The following is a 14,987-nucleotide window of genomic DNA, read 5'->3' on the forward strand; positions in this document are numbered from 1 at the left end:
AAAACAAGGTTTGAGAAGCAGGCACCGGGGCCTACTCCTCAAACCTTCAACCCGACTAAAATCTCCAGCTGAATGCTACGTCGATGGTGTCTTCAGAAAGGGAAGACTCGACGCTGGCGCCAGGGACGGATGATCCCATCGTATTCTCAAAGGCGTGGACCCATGAGACATTGACAACGAAGTCGTCGTTGATTTGATACCCGATTCCGAGTCCAGCGTGATGCTCGACAATGGCTGGGAAGCCGACAATACTCATCACATCGGCATTGAAGCTGCCGGTTTTACGGAGTGGGTTTTTGCCGTAGTTGTATCCGGCTCGCACGAAGAGCTTGTCCTGGATCAGTTCATACTGCATGCCAAGGCCGAAGGTCCATTGGTCTTTCCAACCAAAGTCACTGTAACCAGCGGCGTCACTCCAGTTGAGCCATTTGACGTCACAGGACAGGGTGAGGCGATCATCGGCACCTACCCAGGCAATGCCGAGTCCGGCCTGTTGTGGAGACTCGAGATCAAAGTCCACGAGCGCGCCTGTGGGGCGTCCAAACTGGTCAAAGCCGGGCATCACACCCTCGAAGGTATTCTTCTGGGCTGTCGTGTAGGAAAGACCGAGTGTTAGGCACTGTGATGCTTTCCATGTGGAGCCGACCTGGACACCGTAGGAGAGGTCAGCATCATCCTGCTTGTAGTTAAACATGGTTGCCGGGCTGCCAATTTCCAAACTGGCGTAGTTCATGTGGGCAGATAGGCCGACAGATAAATCCGGTGTGATTGAGTAGGCAATCGACGGTGCGACCTTCATGATCTGGAGTTCGGTGAAGTTAAAAGGAACAACGTTACCGATGGGCTCTTTTTCGTAGTCCACACCCAGACCGGAAATACCGTAGAGGGCAAAACCAGCGCGCCAGTGCGAGCCTTCGCCACCGATCGGCAGGGAAATACCCAGGGCCGGGATGAAGTAGAGGTCGCTTGCGCTGTCACCCTTGAACGTATTCGGTCCCATCGTCATGGTCGCGCTGGTACGCGGCATGAACGTGGTCAAGGAGAAATCGAACTGCGGAGCACCGCAGGCGTCACTGATGCACATGGCGGCCGGGTTGGAAAACACGGCGCTAACGGCGTCTTGCGGAGCTGCAAGTCCAGTGCCTCCAAGGGAACGCGAGATCGGCCCAATACCGATCAGGTTGACTCCATTGGTGGCGGATACATGGGAGCTAAAGCCCAGCCCCAGGGCGGTCAGGACGAGTCCTGTTGTTTTTATTTTCATGGTTGTATGGGTTAAGAGAGAATGGTTGTCTGTTAGGTGAAGATGATTTGTGAGCCCGCTGCTTTTTCGTAGAAGTCGCCGACTGTGAGGACGCCATTCATTTGAGGGCAGAAGTCATCTTCGGTGAGATGGAACATATCGACCGTCGCTTTACAGGCGTAAAGGTTGGCACCGGCGTCGGAGATCATTTCGATAAACTCGCCAACGGGTGGGATATCGATTTTCTCCATTTCCTTTTTCATCATGTGGGTAGCAAACGCGGACATGCCGGGCAGTGATCCCATCCAGGTTGGAAGGGGGAAGCCCTTGGCATCCGGGACGCGCATGGCGGGGTTGCCGACGGTGGCGATTTTGATGTCATTCATGTACTTCGTCAGCACTCCATAGAGGCCGAAAAAGGTGAAGAAAATGTCGGCTTCGATACCCTCCATACGGGCACCGTTCGCCATGATCAGTCCGGGGTAAATCCCTTCGAGAGATCCACGCGAGATGATGATCGATACTTTTTTAATGGGTTCTTCGTTCATAAGGGTTCCTTTCTAAACGCAGCTTGCGGGTTTTGGAAAACCGGCGATTTTGGCGGCTTTCTTGATCGGCCCACCGGGGAAGAGGGCGTAGAGTTCCTTGGTTGGGATTCCTCCCACCTTGTTCATCCGGCGCATTCCGGGGACGGTGCCTTTCTCCGCATAGTCGGTGGCGATATAGTCGAGCACTTTCCAGTGGTCGTCGGTGAGGGTGATCCCCTCTGCTTCAGCGATACCTGCGGCGACTTCTTTGGTCCACTGGGAGTGGTCGGTCATGAAGCCGTCGTCGTCGACGCTGATGGTGGTTCCATTGATGGTTGTATCAGGCATGGTATTGTTTGGTTTGGTTTGGATTTGGTTTCGATTCGGTTGTTCTTGCTTACTGGTTAGTCGGATTGGGGACGGGCCACCCCATCAGGGATTTTTTTGCCCGCGAGAGTCATTTGGTGACCGACCATGGGGATCGGGTATCCGGGTAGAAGCACGTTCCAGTAGACCCACTTGAAGGCCATCTTACCGAAGTGGTTGAGTCGGGATTCACCGAGCAGTGACATCGGGCCGATGCCGGGGACGGGGAACTTTCCAGGAACGGGTTCGAGTTCATAGTTGAAGTCGAGCAGGAAGCCCTTGCCGTTACCTGACTCGATAAAGCAGTTGGCATGACCGTCGAATCGGGCTTCGAGAGGTTTGCCGGCGATGAATGCCTCGATGTTTTCAGTGAGGACCTCTGCTTCGAAGTGGGCCACGGAACCGGCTTTGGAGGTCGGGACGTCGGTGGCGTCACCGATCACAAAGATGTTGTTGTGAGCCTTGCACTGCAGGGTGTGTTTATCAACGGGAACAAAATTGAGTTCGTCACCGAGTCCGGAGCGCTCGATCATGGGATCACCCATGTTGGTGGGGACGGTGACCAGCAAATCGTAGGGAACCTTCTGTTCGTCCCAGGAGACGATTTGGTGAGCTTCGTTGTCGACACTGCCAATGGCAAAGTCGGTGACAACCCTGATGTTTTTTTCCTCTAACAAACGGTTCAGGATTTTGGTGGCGACAGGTTTGGTGAAGGCGCCGGACAGGGGTGTGACGTAAATGATCTCGGTTTTGTCACGCAGGCCTTTTTCCCTTAGCCAAGAATCGGCCAGGAAGGCAAACTCAAGCGGGGCGACAGGGCATTTGATGGGCATCTCACAGATGTGGATGACGAGCCGGCCGCCTTGCCACTTGTCCAATGCTCCTTTGAGAGCCTTGGAACCCTCGAAGGTGTAGAATTCGTGCACCTTGTCCCGCCAGTCGGAGCCGGTCATGCCCTCGGTCTCCTCCGGAGCCGGATGAGTTCCGGTGGCGACGATCAGGGTATCGTAGGGGAGGGTTTCGCCGTTTTTGAGAAGCACCTGATTGGCTTCCGCGTCCACTTTGTCGATGGTGGCCTCGATGTAATGGACCCCCTTGCCGACGAACTTGCGTTTGGGTTTGACGATGTCCTTTTCCGTATAAATCCCAAAGGGTAAAAAGAGGAAACCCGGTTGGTAATAGTGATCCTCCTCTTTGTCGACGATGGTGATCGCCCACTCGTTCCGATCTACGCGTTTCCGCAGATGGTTTGCCATCATGGTGCCAGCAGTGCCGGCACCGAGAATTACGATGTTTTTCATGGTTCTGGTATGGTTGATGCGCATTCAGCTTCTAAAAACTCTGCACGGAGAAATTTGATCAGGTGCGCGACTTTGGGGTCGGCGATGGAATAAAGGATTTGTTTGCCCTCCCGGCGTTTCTGAACGACGCCACTGAGTCGGAGCATCTTGAGTTGTTGGGAGATGTTAGACATTTTCCCCCCGGAAATCACAAAGGCAATGTCCTGCACGCAGGCCTCGCCGTGCATCAGCATACAGGCAATCCGGAATCGAGGTTTGTTCGATAACAGGTGAAACAACCCCACCACTTTTTCACACACCACCCGGTTGTTATCAAACTGCTCCTTGATGTCGTATAACTGTTCTTTGTTCATTCCGTTAATCGTTAAATACATCATATTAATAATCGTTGAACTGTCTCTGCGTTTTCACTTTATGACTGCGCATATTCTCTTATCCTGCGGGCGGGTAGCCAAAAAAAAAGACGACCCGAAGGCCGTCTCTGATTGGTATGTTAACGCTGGTGCTTGAATAGGTTAGAACGAGACTTTCATGCCAATATTGAACGTGGTGAATATGTCCGAGCTGCCAATGCCGGGATTACTGTAGCTGGCGCGGTGGACACCAGCGTTGAGCGAGTATTCGGTGTTTTCGTTTTGCTGGTAGGAAACTCCGAAACCTGCGGTGTAAAAACCCAGTTCACCAGTGGCCATTCTGGTGGAGTCGGCTTGGAGGTGTTGACCTGTGAAGTTGGCGCCGAGCCGGATTTTATCGGTGGCCTGATAGGCGAGGGCGATTCCGGCCTTGGTGCCAACGGGGTCGACAAAGTTGCCGCCGCCCCAGTTGACCAGATCGTGGTGGATGCCGTGGTCGATGAAAATGCGATAGAAGACGTTGGCCAGATTTCCGTAGATGGATCCATGGAAGTAGAATTCATCACGGGTATCGTAGTAGCTGTTTTCGTATTCGAGGCGATGCAGTCCCCCGGAAATTCGATAGTGGGCTCCACATGGGAGCCTGCCAAACCGGCCTACGCCGATGCGGATGGAATCCGAGTTATAATCCCCCATTTCGGTAAAATCACGTATACCGTATTCAGCCGAGCCAAACCATGCGTGGCCGGGGCTCGTGATGTACTCTGCCTGGTGGCCAAGGTTGATGCGGTAGGAATCATTCCAGTTGTCCTTATCCTGGTTGAAACCACCCCAATACAAGGTTGTCCGTTGTTGCCACCCGGTGGAAAATTCAGGCTGACCGTCAGGACGCCATGCGAGCTGGGTCGAGGAGCGCCAATTCAGCGCATCCTTTTGCTGGACACCGGGAAAGATGAAATTTTCTTCCAGGGAGCCGTGGCCACCCCAGTGGATTTTGGTGTTGTTGTAGATGACCGATCCCTGATCCAGTTCGTGACGAACCCTCAAACTGGCAGCGACATCATACATGCTTTTGTCGTGACCCTCACGGTAGATGCCATCACTGTAGCGAGTTCCAGTGACGCCGACTTCGTAGCCGATGCTGGTGGGGCCGCTTTTCCAGTGACCCTGCAATCCTGCATACCCCTGGTAGTAGGTTGAACTGGTCGGATTAAAGGGCTCGAAATTAATATTGCCGCTGGAGCCAAGGTTGAATCCCACGGAAAACCTCCGGGCACTGGTACCAGGAAGATCCCAGGGTTCGTTGAGATAGTTTTCGACAGCAACAGGGATATAGTAAGTCGGGGATATATAGCCCGGTGTGCCGAAATCAGAGGGGAACAGGCCGCTTGGGGTTGGTTCGTCAGCTCCTTCACCTGCCTGAAGGGCTGTTACAAAGGATAGGCTTGCTGCCAATGTGCAGATAACTGTGTGTGTGTGTTGTGTTTTCATAATGGGTAGGATAATGATTCAAACGTTAGTATGAATCCTGTGCCGGGTGGCGTCAATGATGAAAATTCAGGTATTTAGAACTGGCCGAGACAGGACCTGGTCATAACCTAAGCCTGCAACTACCTAGCATTGTTGATGACAGACGTTCTTATCCACTCTCCTTTTCCCAGGACATCCGGCCAGGGGAACTCGGTGACAGCGGATCGGCTGGAGCGTATCCTTTTGGAGAATGGACTCAGCGTTACGATGGAAACGGAGGCATATCACGCTGCGGACGCACGCTGTCTGATTGCACTGAATGCTCGGCGTAGCGCGGAGGCCGTCGCTGTTTTCAAAGCCAAACATCCCGACCGAAGAATCATCCTCCTCCTTACAGGGACAGATATCAACCATCCCGATGCGGGTGAGAGGTGTTCTTCCTGTTGGCAAAGCATGGAAGCAGCCGACCGCCTTGTGGTATTACACGATGCTTCCTATGCGGTGGTGCCCTCCTTTTTTCAAGATAAGTGCAGCGTTATCCATCCAAGTGTTACATTGCCCCCGGGCCTTACCCACCTGCCTGACGGAGAAGGGTTTGATATCGTGATGGCCGGTAATTTCCGGATGGAAAAAAACCCCGGCCTGGCAGTGCGCGCCTCACGCCTGCTGCCTGCCTCTCAGAGAATCCATGTTTACGGAGAATTTTCCGAGCCTGGATCTGGTCGTATGACCATACATGGCATTGTACCTCACGAGGAAATACTCGTCGCGATGTCGAAGGCCCGGATATTGCTGAACACCTCAACCCAGGAAGGTGGAGCCAATGCCATCTGTGAAGCGATCAGCATGGGCTTACCAGTTGTAGCCAGTGCTATTTCCGGAAACATAGGCATGCTTGGTCAGGATTACGCGGGTTTGTTTCCGTCCGGGGATCTTCAATCGCTTGTTGAAATCGTGGAAAAGAGCGCTACGGACCGGGGGTTTTACAGCGTGCTCAAGGCACAAGTCTCTGCCCGGGCACCTCTCTTCGCCTATTCCACCGAAACCAAGGCCTGGACCGATCTTGTCCACACCCAGCTATCCTGATAAGCCTCTGTGCTTTACTTACAGGCGATCTTTGCCTATCAGCGCAATCCGCGCAGCGGTTCACTACCGACCACTGCCTACATTTAACTGCCTACCGAACCTATGACCGCCTCTGAAATCCGCCAAAGCTTCCTCGATTTCTTCAAGGAAAAGCAACACAGCATCGTGCCCTCGGCCTCGCTGATGCCGCAGAGCCCCGGACTGCTGTTCACCAACGCGGGCATGAACCAGTTTGTGCCCTATTTCCTCGGCACCGAAAAGGCACCCTACTCCCCACCGCGTGCCGCCGATACCCAGAAATGCATCCGCGCCGGCGGTAAACACAACGACCTCGAGGACGTCGGCTACGACACCTACCACCACACCATGTTCGAGATGCTCGGCAACTGGTCGTTTGGTGACTATTTCAAAAAGGAGGCCATCGAGTGGGCCTGGGAACTCGTTGTGGAACGCTGGGGCTTTCCCGCCGACCGGCTTTACGCCACGGTTTACATGCCGGGTGAGGGTGATCCCGGAAACTTCGACCAGGAGGCCTACGACATCTGGGCTGCGTTGTTTGAGAAACAGGGACTCGATCCGAAGCGGCAGATCGTCAACGGCAACGTCAAGGACAACTTCTGGATGATGGGTGAGACCGGCCCCTGCGGTCCGTGCTCCGAACTCCATGTCGATCTAACACCCAACGGCGACAGCGGTGGCAAACTCGTCAACATGGACTCCGACCTCTGTATCGAGATCTGGAACCTCGTTTTCATCCAGTACAACGCCGAGGCCGACGGGTCGTTCCGCGACCTGCCCGCCAAGCACGTGGACACCGGCATGGGCTTCGAGCGTGCTGTGTCGATCTATCAAGGCACCAACGGCTTCAAGGATTTTTCCAAAAAGCCGACCAACTACGCCACCGATGTGTTCCAGCCGATCTTCCGCAAACTGGAGGAACTCAGCGGCAGGAAATACAACGACATCTACCCTAAATCCGTCGAGGCCGACAAGTCAACGCTATCCGCCGAGCTCAAGGAGGCCGTCGCCTTCCGGGTGATTGCCGACCACATCCGTACGCTGTCGTTTTCACTGGCTGACGGGATTTTGTTAGGAAATGGTGGCCGCAACTACGTGTTGCGCCGCATCCTTCGTCGTGCTGTCAGGTATGGACGCACGCTTGGTTTCAGCGGTGACAAGCCGTTCATGGCGGACCTCGTCGATACTCTGGTCGGGCAGATGTCCGGCGTCTTCCCCGAGCTCGCCGAGCGCGCCGACGCCATCAAGGAAAACCTCCAGCGTGAGGAAACCAGTTTCAATGAGACCCTCGACCGCGGGCTTGCGATGTTCGAGGAGAAGGTCGCCAGCAGCGAGGGCAGGCTCGACGGCGCATTCGCCTTCCAGCTTTACGACACCTTCGGCTTCCCCATCGACCTCACCCAACTGCTCTGCGAGGAGCGCGGGTTGAAGGTGGATATGGAGAAATTCGAGCAGCTGATGGAGGAACAGCGTGAAAAAGGCCGTGCCGCCCGCACCCGCGAGCTGGTCCGCGCCGCGGACATTTCCACCGATCAGGAGACCGCGTTCACTGGCTTTGAATCGGATGTGACGGAAGCGAAGGTGACCGAGATCCACCAGCAGTCCGACCACCTGTTAGTCATCACCGACAAAACCCCGTTCTACGTCGAGATGGGTGGCCAGATGGGTGACCAGGGAACGCTCACCCACGAGGGCGAGACGTATGGGGTGGCCTCCGTGCAGCAGCTCGGCAATGCCCGCGCCCACGCCGTGGACATTTCCGCCAACATCATCGTGGGCGACACCGTCACGCTGGCGATCGACCCCGCGCGTCGACGCCCGATCGAGGCGCACCACACCGCCACCCACCTGTTGCACTGGGCGTTGCACGAGGAAGTCTCCCGGGATGCCGCGCAGCAGGGGTCGATGGTCAGTCGTCTCCGCCTCCGTTTCGACTTCAACTCGGGTGCGGTTCCGGCTGAGAAACTCGAGGCCATCGAACAGCGCGTCAACGCCTGCATCAAGGCGAAGGACCCGGTCTCGTGGATCGAGGTGCCGCACGAGGACGTCAAGGGGCGCAAGGACGTGCAGCAATTTTTCGGCGACAAATACGGCGACCTGGTCCGGGTGGTGCAGATCGGTGGAGATGAGCAGGCGCTCAACGGCTACTCGATGGAGCTTTGCGGTGGCACCCATGTTAGAAACACCGGCGACCTCGGTATTTTCAAAATCAAGTCCGAGGGTGCCATCGCCTCGGGTATCCGCCGGATCGAGGCCGTCTGCGGTGACGCCGCCTGGAACTGGCTGCGTGAGGAGGTGGAGAAATCCGATGCCGAGGGCAAGGAGCTGCGCGCCAAACTCGACGCCGCCAATGCCGAGCTGGCAGCCATCGGCAAGGAGCCGGTGAAGATGAAACAGTTCCCCCACATCATGGGGGCACTGCTGATGGAGGGCGGTGACTTCGAGCAGATCAACACCACCTTCAAGCACTTCCGCGAGCATATCGAGGCGCTGCGCCAGGCAGGGGTCAACGCCGAGAAAAAACTCAAGAAAGCCCAGGCCGGCGCCGCTGCCAGGATGGCGGACGAGGCGCTGGAGTCGTTGTTGGAAACCGGCGGCAATATCGCCGAGATTTTCCAAGGCAGTGCCAACTTGCTGCAGGAGCTGCTCAACGGACTGAAGAAAAAGCAGTTCGCCGGCGCCGCCTTCCTGATTGTTGACGACGGCGACCGACTCCACCTCGGCGCCTACTGCGGCGATGCCGCCCAATCCAACGGACTCATGGCCGGTAAACTCATCCAGCAGCTCGGCCCGGTCGCCGGTGGCAAAGGCGGCGGCAAACCCGACATGGCCCGAGGCGCCGCGCCCGAGCGTGACAAGGCGGAGGCACTGAAACAAGCGGCTGCGGCGAAGCTTTAGGGAATAGGGAGGGTGGACACTCTAGTCCACCTTTGAATACATTGTGGACAAGAGTGTCCACCCTCCGTTTCAAGGTGACACCGTCACCTTCACGCGCATGAACAGATTGCCGTCTGGGTAATTTGCGATGGGCTGGCTACTGCGGTAGCGGCGGATTTCCGTGCCGTCGCCCTGGTCGATGGCGTCGATGAGAACCGGCGTGCCCGATGTGTTCCATCCTGCCAGGTCAATGGATTCCTGGACCAGGAAACTGACGTCGTCCACATACAGATCGCGCTGGAAGGTGATGACGAGGAAGTCGGCGTCACCGCTGCCCGGGTTGATGGTCTGGATGCCGGAGGTGGGTGCCTGGTCGCGCGAGGGAACGTGGGGATCGGTGCCGAGAAAATACTCGATCAAGAGGCCAAGGGCGTCGTAATCGGGGTCGTCGTCCGCTGCGGCGCCCGGGATGCCGAACGCAACGAGCCAGCCGTCGTAGCTCCAGTGGTCGACCTCGCCCGGCTGGCCGCCGGTGACGTAGCTGGCGCGCCAGTTGGAGCCGGTATTGTGGTTGGGAACACTCCAGGGATCGACCAGCACCATGCTCGGGCCGCTGCCGTCGGGATCGGTCGGCCATGGCGTGGTATCCTCGTAGGTGAACTGCCTGATCAGGTTTGCGGCGGCGTTGCCATCGCCGTAGGCAATCTGGACAAGCTCGCCGCCGTTGGAGAGTTTGCCGGAGTATTCACCGGCGATGGGACGGTTGGCTCCGTAGCGTGCCTCGAACGCGTTGATGTCCTTGACCACCAGAACCGTCGCCCCGGGTGCGAGCGTGGTAACGGCGGAGCCGGTGAAATCAAAACCAATGGCATCGGCGATACGGACACCATTCAGGTCGAGAGTGGTCGTGCCGACATTCATCAGCTCGATAAATTCAAAATCCTCACCATCGAGAGACGCGCCAAGTTCATGGGAGGTGGAGGGGGGCAGCGGGTGGTAATGCACTTCAGAAACGACCAGTGCGTTACGATAAACAGTGATATCTGGTGCGGTGGTTAGAAACTCAAGGGGCTCTGACCATCGGCTCCAGCGTCCGGTGACATCCTTGTGTCTAACACGGGCACGGTAGGTGTGACCGACCTTTAGCTTGACCACAGGAACATCCATGCTGGTCACTGCGCCGTTCCAGACGATCTCGCCACTTTCCCAGACGGCATTGATTTCGTATTTCCACGGTTCACCAGTCGTGTAGTTACTGACGTTGGGATCGTAGATTTCCCCCACCCGCCATTGGATGGCGGAAACACCACCGGAGGAGTCGCTGAAGGCAGAGGTTTGCAGGCGGATGCCGTCGGTGGGATAGCCTGCGGTGCCGGTAAATGTAATGGTCGGTTTGTCGGGAATGTTGGTGTCGGCGTCGGCCTGGGACTTGCTCTCTAATTGATTTCCGCCGAAGCCGCCTGGTTTGGCAAAGGCCTTCATGTAGTCCACCATGGCGGGGAAGCCGGACCAGTAGGTGGTGTTTTCAACACGATACCACACCCCCTTGTGTACTTTGCGGGAGTGGTTATCCCACTGCGCCTGGTTGGCATCGACCAGGGTGTTTGCCGTCACGCCACTTGCCGATCCTGTGAGGATGGTTACGATTTCATCGATGCTGCGGTCGTATTGTCCATTCCAGAAAAGAAGGTCCTGGAGTTCCCTGACCCGGTTTTGGTATTCGATATTGTATTGGGTGTGATTCAGCATGCGGTGCAGCCTTTCCCAGGGGAAGCCGTAGGGATCGCGGTTGTGGTGTTGCCGGTCCTCGAAGAGCAGATCGACATCCCAGACGCAGGGGTGCCAGCGGTCGGTCTCCGCATTGTGCCAGTAAATGACGTTTTGCTCCGCCCGCAGATCGGAGTTGTTGAGGGCGAGATTGAGTGTGTTCCAGGTGTAGTAGGCGTGCCGTTCCAGGTTGGCGGCCCACCATGCGGGGTCATTGGTGTTGGTGTAGCCGCTGATAAACGCGGACAGGTCGGACGCGTCGTCTGGCTGGGTGCCGCTCAGGTTCCATCTGGAGGCGGATGAGGCATCGCTGTTGTTGAGTTTGAACAGGTTGCTGTCCGGCAGGTTGTTTTCATCGAAAAAGCTGCCGTCGGGGTGTTGTTGGGCTGTGTAGATACCCCAGAAGTCGCTGTTGTATTGATCGCCGGTCTTGCTTTCATCGGCATCATCGATGACCCGGAAGTGAAAATGGATCATCTCGGGAGCAGGGACACCGGCGAGGTTGTTGAGCCGGTTCATCAGGCTTTCCTGAAAGAGCATACCGCTCATCGGGTAGGCGTCGTTTCGCCACCACGGCGACTCCCCGGTCTGGATACTGAACTTGTCCCAGACGGTGTCGAATTTCTTGCCGTAGTAGTTTCTTGCCTGGAAGCGGTGTCCCCGGCCGAAGTTGAGTTTCCACTTGTTGTGCCCCATGCGGTAGGTTGAAGCCGATCCCTTGTTGCGGAACTTGATGTGGTCGTAGACCTTGCCATCATAAACCAGGGTGCCTTCGAAATACTGTTCATTGTAGCTGCCGTTCCACTGGCTGTTTTCCACGTCGGGGTTTCTGGCGATGAGTTGGTAAACCGGCAGCCTTGTTAGTTCCGCGCCGGTGTAGGTGACGGAGGGGGATGATGAGTTGATTTTTCCCGTCCAGTCCGGCACGCCGTTATAACAGAAATAGGCGAAGTTGGGCTGGGTGTCATCGCTGTACGGCAACTGCATGCAGTTATTGTCCGTGTCGGTGACGGTGATGCGGTAACGGATCAACCGGCGGTGGCTCTGCACGCTTCCCGGAACCGTGACGCTGTAGATGTCATCATTGGCAACGGCGTCCCCACTGGTGCCGTCATCAACCATGGTGAGGATGGTCCAGTTGGAGGTGTCCTCGTAGCTGCTGTCGGCCCTGCGGATGTAGCTGCCGGGGTCCACCGTCTGGTACTTGAGAACCACGGACTGCACGCCGTCCGGATCGGTAACCTTGGCAGTGACGGTGACGGCTTGTCCGGCGGCGGGGGTTTCGGGGCTGTGGCCGACCTGCCGGGTTTGCGGTGCCGCGATCGTCGAGTAGGAGTGGTTCCGGGCTGCCGGTGAGGGGGTGGATGAGCCGCCGCCACCGCTTCCGGTGGTGTCTTCCTCCAGCTTGCAGTCGAAATGGCAATCGCTGCTGGTGAGGGTGACGTTAAACACCTGGACGGCGATGACATTGGTGCCCGTGACGAGGTAGCTACTTGGATCCGGTAATGTATGGCTTGTGTAGATGTGGGCGTTTGATTCGTTCCGGTTTCCAGACGCCAGGGAAGTTTCGGCCGAAGGCGTGGCGGGACTGCCCGGCGCGAGTTGGTTGAACACAGGAGTCCCGTTAATCCAGACTTTGACACCATCGTCAAAGCGGGCCTTGAGCGTCAGGGAGGCGATCGACGGTGCGTCTGTGACGGTAAAGGTTTTGCGCAGGAACAAAGTGGAGTAGTTGCCCCGCATGTCGTTGATCTCCGGATCGATGAAGCTTTCCCCGTATCCGAGCGATGCCGTTCCTGTCAGCCAGTTGGCGTTTTCGATGTAGTCGGCGTGCTGCCACCAGGTTTTGCCGTTGGTATCGGCTGCGGGGGACGAGGTGCCCTTGTGGTATTTCCAGTTCACGGATTCCTCGGGGATGAGGGTGGTGACCGAGCCGCTTCCCGGGCAGACGGCCGCCTCCCCGGCGGCTCGCCAGCTGCCACCGAGGTCGTTGTCCAGCGACGGGTGGATCAGCTCCATGGACGAGCCTGTTCCCCTGGCACCGAGCGGCCATGGAAAACCGACACCATAGCCGACCTTGTCTACCAGCGTACCCAGATGGTCTTTGAGGATGATGTCCTCGCCATCGTTGCTCAGTTTTCCTGTCCACGGTCCGAGGGCTGTGCTGCCGAACTTGGCTTGAAGCGCGGCGGGGTCTTCGCTGATGACGAGGTATCCGCCCGCAGGGATGGATGTAGCGGCAGGAAAAGTGTAGGCGACCCCTTCGGTAAACTGCCAGCCGCTGATATCGACCGCACTGGTGCCGGTATTGTGGAGTTCGATGAACTCGACAGGTTCCGTATTGGGTTCCGGGTCGTAGTGGATTTCGTTGATGACAACCCCGGCCGTCAACGGGGCTATCGTGATGGCCAGAATGATGTGGCACCATTGGGCGTAGCGATTGGAAACCAAGGACATGCCGAGTCAGCTTATAAAGCGGAAGGAGAATGTAGAGTTAAAAAACAGGCAAGCATTTTGGCAGGCGGGACGCTGCCAAAATGCCTGGTAGGGAGTGTGGACACTCCTGTCCACGTCTTTGCATGGGTTGTGCCTGGGTTGCCGGGCGACAGGAGTGTCGCCCCTCCCTAGGTGAAGAGTTTGGTCAGTGGTTTGCCTTCCCGTGCGCTCATGCGGAAGGGGCGTTTGGAGGCTGAGTAGATGACTTTGTCGTGTGGTAGTCCGAGGGCGTGGGCGATGGTGGCGTTGAAGTCGGGGGCGATGACTTTGTCGTGGGTCACAGCGGACCCCGTGGCATCGGTGGCACCGTAGGCCTGGCCACCCTTGATACCGCCGCCCGCCATCATGCAGGAGAATGCCTTTGGGTAGTGGTTCCGACCGGCGTTGTCATTGACCTTGGGGGAACGACCGAACTCGGTTCCCAACACAACAAGGGTGCTGTCGAGCAGGCCTTTCAGTTCTAGGTCGGCGAGGAGGGCGGAAAGGGCCTGGTCGAGCACCGGAATTTTTTCCTCCATGGAGCCGAAGTTATCAGCGTGCCAATCGAAACCACCGTATTCCACCTCGATGAATTTGACACCGCGCTCGACCAGGCGCCGTGCTAACAGAAGTCCCTTGGAGAAACGGTCGTTGCCATAAAGTCGATGCATCTCCTTGTCTTCCTTGCTCAGGTCGAAAGCTTCCAGGTCCTTGCTTTTCATCAAGCGCACGGCGGCGTCGAAGGCCTCATTGTAGTCGCGGACGTTTTTCTGCCCTTTGATGTAGCGGCTGTCGAATTCGGCATCGAGTTGTTTGCGGAGTGCAAGTTGCTGGTCGAAGCCACCTTCGCTGATGCCCTTGCGTGTGCTGTTTTGCAAACCCGACATGGCATCACCCAGCGGGAGCGGGGCGTACTCGGCTTCCATAAATCCGGCACCCGGGTGGCCGCTGCCGCAGTTGACGGTGATAAACCCGGGCAGGTCACCCGACTGTTTTTCAGAGAGTCGGTTTACCCAGGCACCGGGTGATGGGTGGACGATGCTCGAGCGTTGGGCATATCCCGTCCTCATGTAGTATTTTCCCTGGGCGTGGGCGCCCTGGGTGGTGGTCATGGAGCGGATCAGGGCGACCTTGTCCATCTGTTTGGCGAGTTTGGGCAGGCAATGGCCAAGCTGGATACCATCCACATTGGTGCGGATAGCCGTGCAGTCCCCTTTGATATCGCTGCCAGCCTCAGGCTTGGGGTCGAAGGTGTCGAGATGGGTCATACCGCCGGACATAAAGAGGTAGATCACACTCCTGGCCTTGCCTCCCCCGGAGGCGAGCACGGCGGGATCGGTGGCGTAGGCTTTCTGGTTGAAAAACCGGGCTGCGGCACCACCGATGGTGAGTCCGAAGCAGGACTTGGCGGTAGTGGCGAGGAAGCCACGGCGTGAGGTTTCGTTCAGTCTGTTGGTGTTCATGGGGGAAAGGGGTTATTCGTTATTGGTGATCAGGAAATCGG

The 14,987-nt window shown here is 56.9% G+C and carries 10 protein-coding genes; 2 read left to right on the forward strand and 8 right to left on the reverse strand.

Features of this window, described 5'->3' with window-relative positions; genetic code table 11:
- Window positions 1–55: 55 nt before the first annotated feature.
- From H7A51_01070 to H7A51_01095, 6 genes are all read right to left on the reverse strand, one after another.
- Window positions 56–1,264: an outer membrane protein transport protein gene (locus H7A51_01070; GenBank protein MCP5534807.1), complete on the reverse strand. Its 1,209-nt coding sequence runs from the start codon at window positions 1,262–1,264 to the stop codon at window positions 56–58.
- Between the two features lie 32 nt (window positions 1,265–1,296).
- On the reverse strand, window positions 1,297–1,791 hold the full coding sequence (locus tag H7A51_01075; GenBank protein ID MCP5534808.1) for a DsrE/DsrF/DrsH-like family protein: 495 nt from the start codon (window positions 1,789–1,791) through the stop codon (window positions 1,297–1,299).
- 12 nt (window positions 1,792–1,803) lie between these two features.
- A complete protein-coding gene (locus H7A51_01080) occupies window positions 1,804–2,118 on the reverse strand; it encodes a TusE/DsrC/DsvC family sulfur relay protein (protein ID MCP5534809.1) in 315 nt (104 codons plus the stop codon).
- Window positions 2,119–2,174: 56 nt separating this feature from the next.
- Window positions 2,175–3,437 (reverse strand): NAD(P)/FAD-dependent oxidoreductase, encoded by a 1,263-nt coding sequence (locus tag H7A51_01085; GenBank protein MCP5534810.1) that lies wholly within the window; start codon window positions 3,435–3,437, stop codon window positions 2,175–2,177.
- Window positions 3,434–3,790, reverse strand: a complete 357-nt coding sequence (locus tag H7A51_01090) for a helix-turn-helix transcriptional regulator (GenBank protein MCP5534811.1) — start codon at window positions 3,788–3,790, stop codon at window positions 3,434–3,436. Before H7A51_01090 ends, H7A51_01085 begins: the two co-directional genes overlap by 4 nt.
- Window positions 3,791–3,952: 162 nt before the next feature.
- Window positions 3,953–5,281 (reverse strand): hypothetical protein, encoded by a 1,329-nt coding sequence (locus H7A51_01095; GenBank protein ID MCP5534812.1) that lies wholly within the window; start codon window positions 5,279–5,281, stop codon window positions 3,953–3,955.
- Between the two features lie 135 nt (window positions 5,282–5,416).
- Here H7A51_01095 and H7A51_01100 point away from each other — a divergent pair, with 135 nt between their 5' ends.
- Together H7A51_01100 and alaS are read left to right on the forward strand one after the other, a co-directional pair.
- Window positions 5,417–6,346, forward strand: a complete 930-nt coding sequence (locus H7A51_01100) for a glycosyltransferase (protein MCP5534813.1) — start codon at window positions 5,417–5,419, stop codon at window positions 6,344–6,346.
- A 102-nt stretch (window positions 6,347–6,448) separates the two neighbouring features.
- A complete protein-coding gene (alaS, locus tag H7A51_01105) occupies window positions 6,449–9,262 on the forward strand; it encodes an alanine--tRNA ligase (protein MCP5534814.1) in 2,814 nt (937 codons plus the stop codon).
- A gap of 69 nt (window positions 9,263–9,331) precedes the next feature.
- Here the strand turns inward: alaS and H7A51_01110 are convergent, their stop codons facing one another.
- Window positions 9,332–13,465, reverse strand: a complete 4,134-nt coding sequence (locus H7A51_01110; protein ID MCP5534815.1) for a lamin tail domain-containing protein — start codon at window positions 13,463–13,465, stop codon at window positions 9,332–9,334.
- A gap of 167 nt (window positions 13,466–13,632) precedes the next feature.
- Window positions 13,633–14,946, reverse strand: coding sequence for a DUF1501 domain-containing protein (locus tag H7A51_01115; GenBank protein MCP5534816.1), 1,314 nt, complete (start codon window positions 14,944–14,946; stop codon window positions 13,633–13,635).
- Window positions 14,947–14,987: the final 41 nt, after the last annotated feature.

This window comes from Akkermansiaceae bacterium (assembly GCA_024233115.1).
Lineage (GTDB): Bacteria > Verrucomicrobiota > Verrucomicrobiia > Verrucomicrobiales > Akkermansiaceae > Oceaniferula.

Bases quoted from the DNA above. Each gene is read 5' to 3' on its own strand.
- H7A51_01070 (MCP5534807.1), bottom strand. From the start codon at position 1,264: ATGAAAATAAAAACAACAGGACTCGTCCTGACCGCCCTGGGGCTGGGC.
- H7A51_01075 (MCP5534808.1), bottom strand. From the start codon at position 1,791: ATGAACGAAGAACCCATTAAAAAAGTATCGATCATCATCTCGCGTGGA.
- H7A51_01080 (MCP5534809.1), bottom strand. From the start codon at position 2,118: ATGCCTGATACAACCATCAATGGAACCACCATCAGCGTCGACGACGAC.
- H7A51_01085 (MCP5534810.1), bottom strand. From the start codon at position 3,437: ATGAAAAACATCGTAATTCTCGGTGCCGGCACTGCTGGCACCATGATG.
- H7A51_01090 (MCP5534811.1), bottom strand. From the start codon at position 3,790: ATGAACAAAGAACAGTTATACGACATCAAGGAGCAGTTTGATAACAAC.
- H7A51_01095 (MCP5534812.1), bottom strand. From the start codon at position 5,281: ATGAAAACACAACACACACACACAGTTATCTGCACATTGGCAGCAAGC.
- H7A51_01100 (MCP5534813.1), top strand. From the start codon at position 5,417: ATGACAGACGTTCTTATCCACTCTCCTTTTCCCAGGACATCCGGCCAG.
- alaS (MCP5534814.1), top strand. From the start codon at position 6,449: ATGACCGCCTCTGAAATCCGCCAAAGCTTCCTCGATTTCTTCAAGGAA.
- H7A51_01110 (MCP5534815.1), bottom strand. From the start codon at position 13,465: ATGTCCTTGGTTTCCAATCGCTACGCCCAATGGTGCCACATCATTCTG.
- H7A51_01115 (MCP5534816.1), bottom strand. From the start codon at position 14,946: ATGAACACCAACAGACTGAACGAAACCTCACGCCGTGGCTTCCTCGCC.